At 73.9% G+C, this 13,663-nt stretch carries 14 protein-coding genes; 3 read left to right on the top strand and 11 right to left on the bottom strand.

The window, feature by feature from the left end; translation table 11 throughout:
• Nucleotides 1–8 precede the first annotated feature (8 nt).
• Genes EXE59_RS09460 through EXE59_RS09450 form a run of 3 tightly spaced genes read right to left on the bottom strand, consistent with a single transcriptional unit; the run spans nt 9 to nt 1,599 of the window.
• Complete coding sequence (locus EXE59_RS09460; RefSeq protein ID WP_135838682.1) at nt 9–383, bottom strand: hypothetical protein; 375 nt, start codon at nt 381–383, stop codon at nt 9–11.
• Nucleotides 380–1,282, bottom strand: coding sequence for an N-acetyl-1-D-myo-inositol-2-amino-2-deoxy-alpha-D-glucopyranoside deacetylase (gene mshB / locus EXE59_RS09455; RefSeq protein ID WP_210428944.1), 903 nt, complete (start codon nt 1,280–1,282; stop codon nt 380–382). The genes EXE59_RS09460 and mshB overlap by 4 nt, the downstream gene beginning before the upstream one ends.
• 5 nt (nt 1,283–1,287) lie before the next feature.
• Nucleotides 1,288–1,599 carry a hypothetical protein gene (locus EXE59_RS09450; protein WP_135838681.1) on the bottom strand — a complete coding sequence of 104 codons (312 nt, stop codon included), beginning with the start codon at nt 1,597–1,599 and terminating at the stop codon, nt 1,288–1,290.
• Nucleotides 1,600–1,641: 42 nt separating this feature from the next.
• Between EXE59_RS09450 and EXE59_RS09445 the strand changes: the two genes are divergently transcribed.
• Nucleotides 1,642–2,745 (top strand): hypothetical protein, encoded by a 1,104-nt coding sequence (locus EXE59_RS09445; protein WP_135838680.1) that lies wholly within the window; start codon nt 1,642–1,644, stop codon nt 2,743–2,745.
• On the opposite strand, the gene EXE59_RS09440 is transcribed toward EXE59_RS09445, so the two are convergent.
• The 8 genes from EXE59_RS09440 to EXE59_RS09405 form a co-directional block, all read right to left on the bottom strand.
• A complete protein-coding gene (locus EXE59_RS09440; RefSeq protein ID WP_135838679.1) occupies nt 2,742–3,356 on the bottom strand; it encodes a histone deacetylase in 615 nt (204 codons plus the stop codon). The two genes, EXE59_RS09445 and EXE59_RS09440, sit on opposite strands and share 4 nt — an antisense overlap.
• Nucleotides 3,353–4,915 carry a peptide ligase PGM1-related protein gene (locus tag EXE59_RS09435; RefSeq protein WP_135838678.1) on the bottom strand — a complete coding sequence of 521 codons (1,563 nt, stop codon included), beginning with the start codon at nt 4,913–4,915 and terminating at the stop codon, nt 3,353–3,355. Before EXE59_RS09435 ends, EXE59_RS09440 begins: the two co-directional genes overlap by 4 nt.
• On the bottom strand, nt 4,912–6,069 hold the full coding sequence (locus EXE59_RS09430; RefSeq protein ID WP_135838677.1) for an adenylate/guanylate cyclase domain-containing protein: 1,158 nt from the start codon (nt 6,067–6,069) through the stop codon (nt 4,912–4,914). The genes EXE59_RS09435 and EXE59_RS09430 overlap by 4 nt, the downstream gene beginning before the upstream one ends.
• Nucleotides 6,066–6,443 (bottom strand): response regulator, encoded by a 378-nt coding sequence (locus EXE59_RS09425; RefSeq protein WP_135838676.1) that lies wholly within the window; start codon nt 6,441–6,443, stop codon nt 6,066–6,068. The genes EXE59_RS09430 and EXE59_RS09425 overlap by 4 nt, the downstream gene beginning before the upstream one ends.
• On the bottom strand, nt 6,440–8,677 hold the full coding sequence (locus EXE59_RS09420) for a hybrid sensor histidine kinase/response regulator (RefSeq protein ID WP_135838675.1): 2,238 nt from the start codon (nt 8,675–8,677) through the stop codon (nt 6,440–6,442). Before EXE59_RS09420 ends, EXE59_RS09425 begins: the two co-directional genes overlap by 4 nt.
• A 156-nt stretch (nt 8,678–8,833) precedes the next feature.
• Nucleotides 8,834–9,640: an acyl-CoA thioesterase gene (locus EXE59_RS09415; protein ID WP_135838674.1), complete on the bottom strand. Its 807-nt coding sequence runs from the start codon at nt 9,638–9,640 to the stop codon at nt 8,834–8,836.
• Between the two features lie 25 nt (nt 9,641–9,665).
• Entirely contained in the window at nt 9,666–10,715 is a 1,050-nt protein-coding gene (locus EXE59_RS09410; RefSeq protein ID WP_168218467.1) for a glycoside hydrolase family 43 protein, read from the bottom strand.
• Nucleotides 10,716–10,741: 26 nt separating this feature from the next.
• The gene (locus EXE59_RS09405; RefSeq protein WP_135838672.1) at nt 10,742–12,067 is read right to left on the bottom strand and encodes a cytochrome P450; all 1,326 of its coding nucleotides are present in this window, start codon (nt 12,065–12,067) and stop codon (nt 10,742–10,744) included.
• Nucleotides 12,068–12,112: 45 nt separating this feature from the next.
• Between EXE59_RS09405 and EXE59_RS09400 the strand changes: the two genes are divergently transcribed.
• The gene (locus EXE59_RS09400; RefSeq protein ID WP_135838671.1) at nt 12,113–12,451 is read left to right on the top strand and encodes a DUF3054 domain-containing protein; all 339 of its coding nucleotides are present in this window, start codon (nt 12,113–12,115) and stop codon (nt 12,449–12,451) included.
• Entirely contained in the window at nt 12,444–13,661 is a 1,218-nt protein-coding gene (locus EXE59_RS09395) for an MFS transporter (protein WP_135838670.1), read from the top strand. The genes EXE59_RS09400 and EXE59_RS09395 overlap by 8 nt, the downstream gene beginning before the upstream one ends.
• Nucleotides 13,662–13,663: the final 2 nt, after the last annotated feature.

Genomic DNA, 13,663 nt, shown 5'->3' with positions numbered 1-13,663 from the left:
CGGCGAGTTTAGGTGCCCGACCCTCGAAGTCCCGGATCGGCGGCGTGCCCCGCGGACGCCCGACGGGGACCGCGTACGGTCGTCACCGCCGCCACGAGCAGCACCGCCGAGGCCGCCAGGAGCGACCAGCCGGCAGCATCTGCCCGCACCAGGAACCCGCCCCCGGGACCCTCCAGCGCGCCGCGCAGGACCGGGACGCACCAGCCGAGCGCGAACGCCACCCGTACGCCACCCGCGGGCAGCCAGCCGAGCACCACGACGGCCGTGCCGAGGGCCAGGACCAGGCCCCACCAGCGCAGGTGGAGGACGGTGCCCGCCGCACCGGAGACGACGCCGACCGCGGCTGCGGCGCCGCCGCCGAGGAGGGCGAGCAGCAGCCTCACAGGCCGGCGAAGAGGTCGTCCTCGAACCCGTCGGCGTCGGCAGGACCGGCGGTGCCCTTGACGAGGCGGTAGAACTCCTCCGACCACCACGAGTGACCGCTCTCGGCGCCGGCGAAGAAGTGGCCGTCGGTCCGCACCTGGGTCTCGTGCTTGGCCAGCGCCTCCATCTTGCGCTGCACCGTCGCGGCTCCGTCCACCCGCGCGCTGATGAGCTCGTCGGGGGTCACGAAGGGCGGCAGCTTGCCGTCCGGCTCCATCCCGGCGAACGTCTCGGTGTCGCCGGCCTCGCGCAGGGCGCGCAGGCTCGCCCGCATCCGCGACTCGCTCATCGCGGTCCAGTAGATCTTCGCGACGTCGTGCGGCTCGCCGAGGTCGAGGCGGTAGGACGGGACCGCGGCCAGCTGGGCGGCGTACATCGCCACGCGGTGGGCCTGGATGTGGTCGGGGTGGCCGTAGCCGCCGAACTGGTCGTAGGTGACGAGCACCTGCGGGCGTACCTCGCGGATCACCTTCACGAGCTCGTCGGCGGCCTCGGTGAGGTCGGCGTGCCAGAACGCGTTGTCGGGGATGGTCTCGGCCGCGACGGCGTGGCCGTCCTCGTGCCAGGCCATGCCGGAGTCGTGGAAGCGGCCGAAGCCGCCGAGGAAGCGGTGGTCGGTGACACCGAGGACCTTCATCGCCTGCTCGAGCTCGTCGCGGCGGCGGTCGCCGAGGCCGCCCTGCTCCTCGTAGGCGAGGTGGGAGAGGTCCGGGACGAGCACCTCGCCCATCTCGCCGGCGGTGCAGGTGACGAGGGTGACGCCGACACCGTCGTCGACGTAGCGCGCCATCGTGGCGCCGTTGTTGATGCACTCGTCGTCGGGGTGGGCGTGGACGAGCAGCATGCGGCGGTCGGTCATGTTCCTCAGCCTAGGTCGGGGCGCTTGATACGCCTGGGCGCGGTCGGGAGGTGCAACGGCGGCAGGGGGTCGCCGTGTTCCCCACCGCGCTCCCCGACGTCGCCGGTGCCGGGGTCCTCGTCGAGCCAGCCGTCGTGGGTGTCCACGAGCACCTCGAGCATGAACGCCGGGGCATCGCTGAGCACCGCCCACGGGTGGTCCTCGTCATCATCCTCGCCGGCGAGCCGCTCGCGCTGCATCTGCGCCTCGAACCCGTCGGCGCGCAGTCGCGCGACCACGGCCCGCGCGTCGTCCTCCTCGAAGAAGATCGCCCTCACGGGGGTGATTGTGCCCCTCCCCCGGCTGGCTAGGGTCACCCCATGTCCACCGCGTCGGAGTCGCCGTACGTCCGGGGCGTGCACCTGCAACGCACGGACGAGAACGTCCGCGAGATCGACGCGCTCGCGGGGCTCCTCGGCGAACCGGCCGGCCTGGGGGGCCTGCTCGACGACCTCAGGTGGGACCTGCGCCGCTCGCGCGCCCCGCGGCTGCTGGGTCGCGCGGTGCGCGAGGCGTACAGGTGGGACGACCACGACGAGCGGGACGAGCAGTGGTACCCCCAGGGCATCTCGACCAGCGCCGACGCCTCCGACACCGGCGACATCGACGGGCGCCGCGTCGTGGTGACGACGTGGTACTCGACCGGGCGCGATGGCACCAAGCGCGGGTCGCGGGTCACGTTCGTCGACCTCGACTCGGGGAGGTACCGCCACGTCCTGCTCGTCTCCCCCGTCCTCGACGAGACCGGCGCGCTCACCCTGCGACCGATGGCCATCCACGCCGGCGGCGTCGTGTGGGCCGGGCCCTACCTGCACGTCGCGGCGACGAGCCGCGGGTTCGTCACTGCCCGGGTCGAGGACATCATGCGGGTCGCCGGCGACGACGACCAGCCGGACCGGTTCGGAGTCGACGGCACGCGGCTCCACGCCTACGGCCACCGCTACGTGCTGCCCGTGCGGTTCACCTACCGCGCCCACGCCGACGAGGGCCACCAGAAGCTCCGCTACTCGTTCGTCTCGCTCGACCGGCGCTCCGACCCGCCCGCGCTGGTCGCCGGCGAGTACGCGCTGGACCCCGACGCGACGACCAGGCTGGCCCGCTACGAGCTGGACCCGCGGACCTCGCAGCTCGCCACCGGCGAGGACGGGTTCTCCCGTCCCCTCGCGGTCGACGAGGGCGGCGTGCAGCAGATGCAGGGGGCCGTGATCGCATCCGGCCGCTACCACGTCACGGTCTCGCACGGACCGTGGATGCCGGGCAGCGTGTACGCCGGGCAGCCGGGGTCGATGCGGCAGCACCGCTGGGCGCTGCCGATGGGCCCGGAGGACCTGTCCTACTGGCCGTCGACCGACCGCATCTGGTCGCTCACCGAGCACCCGCGGCGACGCTGGGTCGTCGCGATGGACCGCGCCTGGTTCGACTAGCCGGCCGGCGCGAGCAGCTCCCGCACGGCCGCGGGCGTCCACGTCGGCAGCATGCCCACGGCCGAGGCGAGGTAGGCGACCCGGGCGTCCACGTCGAGGTCGAAGCCGTCCGAGAGCCCGTCGGCCATGGTACGGACGTACGCGCCCGAGGGCGGGTTGAGGGGGTGGTGCCGGGACGCGCTGAGCGTGAGCAGCCGGTGGCCGTCGAGCTCGCCGAGGTCCATCAGCACGTCGTAGACCGACGACAGGCCGTGCCGCGTGGGTCCGGCGTCGGCGAGGACCAGCGCCGTGCCCACGGGGTGGCGTGACTCCTGCGCCACCAGGTCGACGAGCTGCTCGAGGCGCAGGAGGTAGGCGCGGGCGTGCACCGTGCCCCCGCCGGCCGGCGAGTAGAACGCCATGCCCCCTCCCCACACCGACGACTCCCCGGCGAAGCGCAGGTGCCCGGAGAGGGCGAGCGTCCGGTGCTCGCGCGGCGGCGTGCGGTCGCGGCAGCCCTCGTACGCGCGCCGCGCCCCGGTCGGCGTGCCGCCGGCGATGTAGCAGCCGAGCCTCTCCCTCGACAGGTTGGAGCCGAAGGCGGCGTACCAGACCAGGGGGTCGTCGCTCACTCCGGCAGCGCCCCCGGCTCGCCGGCCCTGTCCGCCTCCTCGAGCAGCACGGCACAGGCCTCCTGGTAGAGCTGCCAGGCCTGCTCGGGGCTCTCCCCCACCGCGGTCATGCCGAGCCGCCCGCACTCGGTGACGCAGCTGATCATGTGGAGGACCACGCCGGTCTCGCGGGACTGGTCGAAGTGCAGGCGGCGCCGGGCGACGACGTCGAGCACGTCCCGGGTCGTGAGCGCCCGGAGCCGGTCGTCCTCGAGGTGGTCGGTGGCCACGAGGTACCTCGTCGCACCGGAGGCGGTGCGATAGGTGCCGAGGTCGCCGTCGTACTCCCCGCCGGCGAGGAACTGCAGCGTCAGGAACGGGTGGGTGGTCCCGCCCTTGCGGAGGTTGAGCTCGATCGCGTGCGCCTCCCAGTCCCCCGCGTCGTCCTGCACTGTCACGAAGTCGACGGCGAAGCGACCCAGGACGCCCTTGCCCGCGAGGTGGCGCCCGATCGCCATGGCGGGCTCGGTGATCTTGCGCGAGTACGCCGGGTCGGCGGGGAAGACGCACCCGAGGTACTTCTGCCCGCTGGCACCGCCGAGGAGCTGGTCGTGGGTCGAGAGCAGCTCGACCGTGCCGTCGGGCAGGACCCGCATCTGCACGCTCGGGCTGGTCAGCGCCGCACCGGTGATGCGTTCCTCGACGATGCCGCCGAGCCGCTCGAAGGCGACCAGGAAGTCGCTCGGGGCGAGGTCGACCGCCTCGGGCTGCAAGGCCTCGATGCGCTCCCTCAGGACGGCGCGCTCCCCCTCGGAGCCCTGCGGCGGCAGCTCCCCCAGCTCGACCAGCGCGTTGCCCGACCCCGACACGCCCTCGTTGATCTTGACGATCACCTCGGCGAGGTCGGGTCGGCGGGCCCGCATCCCGGCCACCGCGGTGACGAGGTCGTCGAGCGTGGTGAGGTCCTCGGCCCCGACCGGAGCCCGTACGCCGACCTCGTCGAACAGCCGGCGGCAGCCCGACTTGCTGCCGAGTGGCGCGAGCCGCGGGTCCGAGCCGTAGACCGGGATGCCGAGGCTCAGCGCGACGTCCCGCTCCAGCTCGGTGGTGTTGTAGGGGATCAGGTGGCTGACGGTGCGGTCGGGGATGAGGTCGCGGACGTGGCGGAGCAGCCGGGGGCGCTCGAGCAGCTTGGCGCTGAGCGGACGGGGGGAGGCGTCCCCGACCGAGACGAGGTGCAGGCGCCGGCGGGCGTGGCTGGGGATGATGCCGGGCAGGAGCCCGAGGTAGTACTCGACGATCTCCTCGTCGATCGGGCCGGAGGTGACGTAGATCAGCCTCAGCATGGGCTGCCGCAGCAGCAGGAGCAGGAAGAGGGCGCGCTCTTCCATGGCCTGCATGAGGGTGCCGCTGCCCGCCGTGGTGCGCTCGAGGCTGATCGAGGGCACCACGACCGCCGACTCGCCTGCGTGGTCGGTCCGCATCGCCTGCCAGATCCCGGGCAGCCGCTGCTGCAGCCGGTCGTACGCCTCGTAGCGCTGCTGCTCGTCGAGGTCGGGCAGCGTGAGCTGCTGGGTCATCGGGTCACCTCCTCCTGGTCCCGCCCCGTGGTCGCGGCGGTGACGTCGTGGATCCGCACCGGTCGGCTGAACCCCCGCGGCTGGACGTCGCCGACGAGCTCGGCGGCGACGCGCTCCTCCACGTGCGCCAGCACGCGGTCGGTGACCAGGACCTGCCACGGTCCCGCATCCGCACACAGGCGTGCAGCCAGGTTGGTCACGCTGCCGATGGCGGCGTAGTCGGACCTCCCGGGATAGCCGATCCGGCCCAGGGTCGCGTAGCCCTGGGCCACACCGGCGCCCAGGGAGAGGTCGTGCCCGCGCCGGTGCCAGCCGCTCGCCAGGCGGCGTACGTCCTCCCGCACGTCGAGTGCCATCGCGACCGCCGCGCCCGCAGGGTCATCGGTGGGGACGGGATCGCCGAAGAACACCATCACACCGTCGCCGGTGAACCGCTCCAGGGTGCCCCGGTGCTCGTCGATGCGGGCGCCCAAGGCGCGGTGGTACTCGGCGAGGACGTGCATCACCTCCTCCGGCTCCGACGCCTCGGCGAACGACGTGAACCCCCGGAAGTCCACGAACACCACCACGATCTCGCGGCGGTGACTGGCCAGCATGTCCTCGTCGTTGACGACCAGGTCGGCCAGCTGCGGGGACAGGAACCGTCGCAGCCTGCCGACCCGCTCCAGCTCGTCCACCTGCTCGGCCACCCGCGCCTCGAGCTCGAGGTTCCAGGCGGAGATCTCCTCCGCCTGCCGCCGGATCGTGTCCTGGTAGCCCTTGATCCGGGCGAGCGAGCGCACCCGCGCCAGGAGCTCGGCCTGGTCGAACGGCTTGGTGATGAAGTCGTCGGCGCCCGCCTCGAGCCCGTCGAGCCGCTGCGCCGCGCCCCCGGCCGTGATCATCACGACCGGCAGGAAGGAGGTGGTCGGATCACTGCGGATCCTGCGGCACACCTCGCAGCCGTCCATGACCGGCATCTGCACGTCGAGCAGCACCACGTCGACGGACCGGTCGCGGAGGACGTCCAGCGCCTCCTGTCCCCCGGCCGCGGTCAGGACGTCGTAGCCACGCGGCGAGAGGATCGCGTCGAGCAGGCGCAGGTTGGCCGGCTGGTCGTCGACGGCCAGGACGGTGGGGCGGCGGGACGTCGCCCGTCCCTCCGTGACGCTCATGCGGGGCCTCCAGCCAGGAACTCCTCGACCTGCCCCGGGAGGGCGCGCGGGCTGATCGGCTTCTCCAGGTAGCCGTCGAAGCCCGATCGTCGTGCCCGATCGCGGTCCTCCTCCATCGCGAGCGCGGTCACCGCGACGACGGGCACGCCGTCGTCGAGGACCTCCTCGCGCAGGCGGCGCAGGGTCTCGTGACCGTCGATGCCCGGCAGCTGCAGGTCCAGCAGGACGAGGTCCGGGGGCTCGCTGGCGGCCGCGCGGACGCCGAGCTCGCCGGTCGCTGCCGACCCGACCACGTAGCCGGCGTGCTCCAGCACGTCGCGCACCAGCTTGAGGTTGAGCGCGTTGTCCTCGATGACCAGGATGCGTGGGCTCACGGCGACCCCACCTCCGACTCCTCGAGCTCGAGCCCATGGCCGCGGAGGGCGTCGAGCAGGTCGTCGCGGCGCACCGGCTTGAGCAGGTACGCCACTGCGCCGAGCTGCAGGCCGCGCTGCCGCTCGTCGATGATGGAGGCGACAACCACCGGGATGGCACGCGTCGCGGGGTCCGCCTTCATCCGGGCCAGCACCTCCCACCCGTCCATGCGGGGCAGCCGGATGTCGAGCACGACCGCGTCCGGGGCCGCCGTACGGCTGAGGGACAGCGCCTCGAACCCGTCGCGCGCGTGGAGCACCCGCACGGGCGAGGCCGACAGGTAGGCGGTCATGAGGTCGAGGGAGGCCCGGTCGTCGTCGACGAGGAGGACGGTGCTCAGCCCGTCGTCGTCGGCCTTGCCCACGGGCTCGACCGCCGGCAGCGGCACCCGGAAGGCGAAGACGCTGCCCACGCCTGCCTGCGGCTCCAGCCACAGGGTCCCGCCGAAGAGCGCCACGATGCGGCGCGACAGCGTCAGCCCGAGCCCGGTGCCCTCCTCGTTGGGCGCCGCGCGGTGCCCCTGCTGGAACGACTCGAAGATCCGCTCGCGGTCCTCCGGCGGCACTCCCACCCCGGTGTCGCTCACGCGGACGACGACGTCCTCGCCCTCGCGCGTGGCGAAGACCCGGACCGTCCCGCCGTCCGGGGTGAACTTCACCGCGTTCGACACGAGGTTGAGCACCACCTGCTTGAGCCTCAGCTCGTCGGCCCACACGATCCCGACGTCCTCGGACACCTCGAGGCCGACGTCGATGGCGTGCGCCGCGGCGCGGTCGCGCACGAGCGACAGGACGTAGTCGAGGCAGGCCCGGACCGACACCAGGCTGGGCTCGAGGACCATCCGCCCGGCCTCGACCTTGGAGAGGTCGAGGATCTCGTTGAGCAGCTCCAGCAGGTGCTTGCCCGAGGTCCAGATGTCGCGGAGGTACTCCTCCTGCCGCGGGTTGAGCTCGCCGAACATCCGGTCCAGCAGCACCTCGGAGAACCCGATCACCGCGTTGAGGGGCGTCCGCAGCTCGTGGGACATGCTCGCGAGGAACTCCGACTTGTGGCGGCTCGCGACCTCGAGCTCGGCCCGCTTGGTGTCGAGCTCGCCGAAGAGGCGCGCGTTGACGATCGCCAGCCCGGACTGGTTGGCGAAGGTCCGCAGCAGCTCCGGGGTGTCGGCACCGAAGTCGCCCGGGCGGCGCCGGCGGATCACCAGCGCGCCCACGAGCTGGTCCTGCCGGACCAGGGGAACGGCGAGGAGCGACCGCCAGCCGTCGGCCAGCAGGATGTCGAGGTGATCGTCGCGGGCTGCCGATGCCAGGTCGGGCACCACCAGCGTCGACCGTTCGGCGGCGGCCCGGCCGACCGGCGAGGTGCTGCGCCGGATGGTGAGGGCGCGCAGCCGGTCGGTCAGCACCGGGCTCCCACCGGCGGTGGCCCGCACCCGGAAGCAGTCGGCCGCCGCGTCGTACTCCATGATCGAGCCGCCGTCCGCCCAGCAGAGGCGTACGGCCCCGCTGACGATGCGGCCCAGGACCTCGTCGAGGTCGAGGGTCGAGCTGATCGCCTCGCCGATCTCACGCAGGACCTCCAGCTGGGTGACCTTGGCGGCGAGCTCACCGCTGCGCGCCTCCAGCGCAGCCACGAGCTCTACCTGGCGCAGCACGATCGCGGCTTGGACGGCGAAGGCGCTCAGCACGTCGACCTCGCCCGCGTCGAACGGCTGCGCCTCGGTGCGCCACACGGAGAGGATGCCGATGACCTCGTCGTGCAGCAGCATGGGCGCCGACATCAGCGTGCGGAAGCCGGCCAGGCTCTGCAGGTCGTGCCGGCCGTAGTCGGGGTCCCGCAGGACGTCACCGATCTGCTGGGTGACGCGGTCCTCGGCGACCCGCCCCAGGAGGCTGTCGCGTGAGCGACCCACCGGGTGGTCCTCCACGTAGCGGATGAACTCCTCGGGAGCGTCCCCGGAGATGCGGGACAGCCGGAAGGTGTCGCCGTCGAGGAGGTAGAGCTGCGCGACCTGGGCCCGGCAGAGGTGGACCGCGCGGTCGATGATGGTGTCGAGCACCCCGCTCGGGTCGGCCCCGGCCCGTCCCAGGGCCTCGAGGATCTCGCGGGTGGCCGCCGCCTGGTGCTGGACGTCGAGCAGCACCCGGTCGGTGTCCGAACCGCTGTCGGTCTCGCCCAGTGGGCCACTGTCCATCGCACCACTCCAAGCCCGCCCCCGCACCTCGAGTGTGCTCCGCCCGCGCGGAGGGCGGCAAGCCCCATTCGCGGGATCCCGGAGCGCGCTCCCCCGGCCGCGACACGCCCGGGCTGCACGTTGAGTCTCTGGGAGACTCAGCGGCAATGGCGCAGCTCAGCCGCGCGGCTGCATCGCCAGCTGCCGGCGCTGGGCGACCAGCCGGCCGGCCGAGTCCCAGACCTCGCAGTCCTCCTCGAACATCCCGCCGGCCACGTTGCGGGTGCGGTGGGAGACCTGCAGCCACCCGGGAGCGGGCACCGCGCGGACGTGGACGGTGAGCTCGAGCGTCGGCGCCCAGCCCGGGCGGCCGAGGTCGAAGGTGACCGGAGGCAGGGCGTCGCACACCATGAGCAGCCCGACCGGGTCGATGTCGTGGCCGTCGACCATCCGGAGCCAGGCCTGGATGTGCCCGCGACCGCTCGGCGCACCCGTCGCCCAGCCGACGCAGTCGGGGTCGAAGCGCAGGTCGAAGCGCTCCATCATCGGCGCGACGCGGCGTGTCTCCTCGGGTGCGAGCGAGCCGGGCACGCACTCCTCGACCGGGGGCAGGGCCGGCGGCTCGGCGGTGGTGGCGACGTCGTCCGGCAGCGCGCGCAGGTCGCCGTACGTCGCCAGCGCGCTGATCCGGGTGACGCCCTCCTGGCCGAGCTCGGCCGAGACGGTCGCGACCGCGCCGCCCTCGCGCAGCACCCGCGTCGAGACCTGCGCGCCACCCGGCCGGGCCGCGGACAGGTAGTAGGCGCTCACCGAGAGCGGGTGCGGCTTGGCGGGCACGGCCTCGGCGATCGCCGTGCCGACCACACCGAGGAGGTAGCCGCCGTTGACACCGCCTCCCACGACCCAGCCCGGGTCGATCTCGGCGCCGAAGAGGCCGTCGCCGGCCGCGGTCAGGGCGGTGTGGGTGTCCCACTCGGAAGCCATGCCGAGAGCCTAGGGCTCCCCCACGTCAGCGGGGCCGGAGCCAGCCGGCGACCTGCGGCACCCCGTCCACCCAGTCGAGCCGGGCGGCGTACATCGCTCGGCGGCCGCGCTGCCGGGGCTTGTGGTCCCACTTGCCGCTGCCGGCGCACGGCAGGGTCGTGCCGCGGCAGGTCCAGCCGTGGAGGAACGCCAGCAACCGTCCCCCGCGTCCCTCGACGAGGTCGGCACCGCCGGGGCCGCACAACCCGGTGGTGTCCTTGTCGAGCAGCATGCCGCCGTCGGCGGCCGTCCAGTCGAGCAGGGAGGCCGAGCGCAGCCAGCGGGTGCGGTAGCCGCAGCGCGTCCAGTCGCCCTCCGACGCCAGCATCACGTAGCCCTCGGGACGCCGGACGAGCACCGGGTTCTCCAGCACGCCCGGGGAGCGGAACAGCTCCACGCTCGTCGCGCCGGGCTTCACCGCCTGCCCGTCGCGCGCCAGCGGCACGATCCGCACGGTGGAGGGGATCCGGTCGGTCTTGTAGAGCAGGTACGTCGCTCCGTCCTCGTCGCGGAACCACGACGGGTCGATCACACCGGCGCGAGGGAGCGTACGGTCGCGCGGCAACATCGGGTCCTGCGCGGCCGGCGTACGGGCGTAGGACGGGCAGACCAGCGGAGCACGGCCGACCGGGCGGAACGGGCCGCGGGCCGAGGACGCGCGGGCCACGCCGATGCAGCGGCCCGTCTCGCCGATGCCGTGCACCGGGGTGGCGTAGTAGAGCAGCCAGCGCCCGCGCACCCGCGCCACGTCGACGGCCCACACGCCGCCCTCGCGCGACCACGACGGCCGGTGGGTGAGCAGGCTCGGCCCGCGCCGCCACGGTCCGTCGGCGCCGCGCGACCAGGCGTGCGGCACCCGGTCACCCGTGGCGTACGCGACCAGGCCACCTGGCGTGGCGACGACCGCCGGGTCCGGGAAGTCGACGTTGAGCAACGGGCGCGGCACCCGCTCGTCCGCGGACGCCGGGGCGGCGACGGACAGGAGCCCGGCGATGGTCAGCAGCACGAGCAGGCGCGCTGCTCCCCGGTTCGGCACCGGTGGACCGTACCTGCTGCGCGGCCTCAGGGACGCAGGGTTGCGGGAAGTGTCGCGAACCCTCGCAGGATGCGGGTCTCGCGACGCCGCGCGCCGGGCTCGAGCCGCAGGTCGGGGAACCGGTCCCAGATCGCGCGGAGGCCGACCTCGCCCTCCATCCGGGCGAGCTGGGCGCCGAGGCAGTGGTGCCGACCGGCGGAGAACGCGATGTGCTCGCGCGCGTTGGCGCGGGCGACGTCGAAGCGCAGCGGGTCCTCGAAGACCTCGGGGTCGCGGTTGGCGCCGCCGAGGATCGCGCTCACCATCGAACCGGCGCGCACCGGCCGGCCGGCGAGCTCGGTGTCGCGCACCGCCATCCGCGCCGTCAGCAGCACCGGCGGGTCGAGGCGCAGCGCCTCCTCGACGACGGTGGGCCACAACGCCGGCTCGGCGACGACGCGGGCGCGCTCCTCGGGGTGATCGTGGAGCAGCGCGATGCCGTTGCCGAGGAGGTTGACGGTCGTCTCGAAGCCGGCGGCGAGAACGAGGCCGGCGGTCGCCTTGAGCTCGGTCTCGCTGAGGCCCTGTCCGTCCTCGCGTGCGGCGACCAGCTGGCTGAGGAGGTGGTCGCCAGGGTCCCGGCGCAGCCGGTCGAGGTGGTCGCCGAGCCACTCGTCGAAGCGGGCGAGGGCCCGGGCGACCGAGCGGTAGCGACGGAACCCCAGCCCCAGGTCGAGGCTCGGCGCAGCCGCCGACCCGAAGTCGAGCACCCGGCCCCGCTCCTCCTCCGGCACCCCGAGGACCTCGGCGATGACCGTCACCGGCAGCACCGCGCAGTAGGCCTCGACGAGGTCGACGGGTCCGTCCGCCCGCCGCTCGAGGTCGTCGAGCAACCCGTCAGCGATCTCCTCGGTCCGCTCGCGCAGCCGCTCCACGGCCCGCATGGTGAACACGCGGGTCACGAGCTTGCGGTAGCGGGTGTGGTCGGGCGGCTCGGTCACCAGCAGGGACGGCGGCTCGACCGGGTGCAGCGTCGTCGGCGCGGCCCACCGGGCGATCCGCCCGACCGGCCCGGCGTCGGTCGGGAAGCCGGTGCGGAAGTCGTCGCTCGTGAGCAGCTCACGCACGACGGCGTGGCTGGTGGCGACGTAGCCGATGCGCGAGCGGTAGAGCGGACCGTGCGCCCGGATCTCCTCGACCAGCTCGAAGACCTCGTCGGTGCCGAGCGACCCGACCCGGATCAGTCGCGCCTGCAGGTCGCCGCGCCCGGCGGCGCGGCGCAGCAGCAGCGTCGGCAGCCCGTGGGCCACGCCCCAGTGGACGCCGGCCCGTACCTCCCTGCCCACGGGGCCCAGGACAGTGGTCGCCGACATGGTCCCGAGACTAGCCGGGCGGCAGCGCTGCCTAGGCTGGGCGGCATGTGGCTCGTGGTCGACCTCCTGCTCGTCGGTGTCTTCGCGGTGGTCGGGCGGCTCAGCCACTACGGGACGCTCACCGTTGGCGGGTGGTGGACGACGGCGTGGCCGTTCCTCGCCGGGACGCTGGCGGCGTGGGCCGTGCTCATGGCCGCCGGGCGCGAGCCGGCAGCTGTCTCCTCCGGCGTCGTCGTGTGGCTCGGCGCCCTCGTCGGCGGGATGGCGCTGCGCCAGGTCGACAGCCAGGGCACGGCGACACCGTTCGTCGTCGTCGCGACCCTCGTCCTCGGTGCGCTGCTCGTGCTGCCCCGGGTCGGCGCCAGGCTCAGTGCCCGTGCCTGACGCCGACGCGCGCACGGACAGCGCCGCCCGTACGCCCACCCTCGCCTTCGGCGTGCTCCTCGCAGCCGTCGCGCTCGTCTCGGTCAACCTGCGGCCAGGGGCGTCGTCGATCGGCCCCGTGCTCGAGGAGGTACGCCTCGGGCTGGGCATGGACGCCGGTGTCGCCGGCGCCGTGACCGGCCTGCCCGGCCTCGTCTTCGGCCTCGTCGGCGCCGTCTCCGTCGCCTTCGCCCGCAAGGTCGGCATGACCGCCGGGATCGCGGTCGGCCTCGTGGCCGCGACCGCCGGGCTGCTCCTGCGGGTGACCACGGGGAGCGTGCCCGTCTTCCTGCTGCTGACCGTCGTCGCGCTCGCGGGCATGGCGGTGGGCAACGTGCTCGTCCCGGCGTGGATCAAGGCGCACGGGCACACGGTGGCGTTGATGACGATCTATGGCACCGGCCTGGTCGTCGGCGGCACGATCGGGCCGCTGCTCACCGCTCCCGCCAGCGAGGTCGGCGGCTCGTGGCGGGTCGGCCTCGGCGTGTGGGGGCTGCTCGCGGTGCTCGCGCTGCCGTTGTGGACCTGGCTCGCCGCCCGCGAGCGGCGCTCCCCCGCCGAGCACCGCGTCGCCGGGGACGCCCCACCGAGCGGGCGGGTCGCCCACTCGCCCACCGCGGTCGCGCTGACGGTCCTGTTCGGCGTGCAGTCGATGCACGCCTACGTCCAGTTCGGCTGGCTTCCGCAGGTCTACCGCGACGCCGGCATCTCGGCCTCCTCCGCCGGCGCCCTCCAGGGCCTGCTCTCCAGCATCGGCATCCTCGGCGCGCTCGTGATGCCCACCGTCATCGCGCGCGGGCGCGGCCTGCGCGCCCTGGCGGTGTCCTTCGGCGCGGCCCTCGCCCTCGGCTACGTCGGGCTCCTGCTCGCGCCTGCCACGGTCCCCTGGGTGTGGGCGCTGCTCCTCGGCCACGCCGGCCTCGCGTTCCCCACCGCGATCGCGCTGATCGCCGCCCGCACCCGGCACCCCTCGGTCACCGCCCAGCTCTCCGGCTTCGTCCAGCCGGTGGGCTACGCCCTCGCCGCGATCGGCCCGTTCGCCGTGGGCCTCCTGCACGACGCGACCGGGGGCTGGAGCCTCGTCCTCGCGCTGCTCGCGCTCACCGCCGTCCCGCTGACCGTCGCGGGCGTACGGGTGGCGCGCCCGACGTACGTCGACGACGAGATCTGAGC

The organism is Nocardioides eburneiflavus (assembly GCF_004785795.1).
Taxonomy (GTDB): Bacteria; Actinomycetota; Actinomycetes; order Propionibacteriales; family Nocardioidaceae; genus Nocardioides; species Nocardioides eburneiflavus.
The sequence above is the reverse complement of the archived record's forward strand: the minus strand, read 5'-3'. Positions and strand labels throughout refer to the sequence as shown.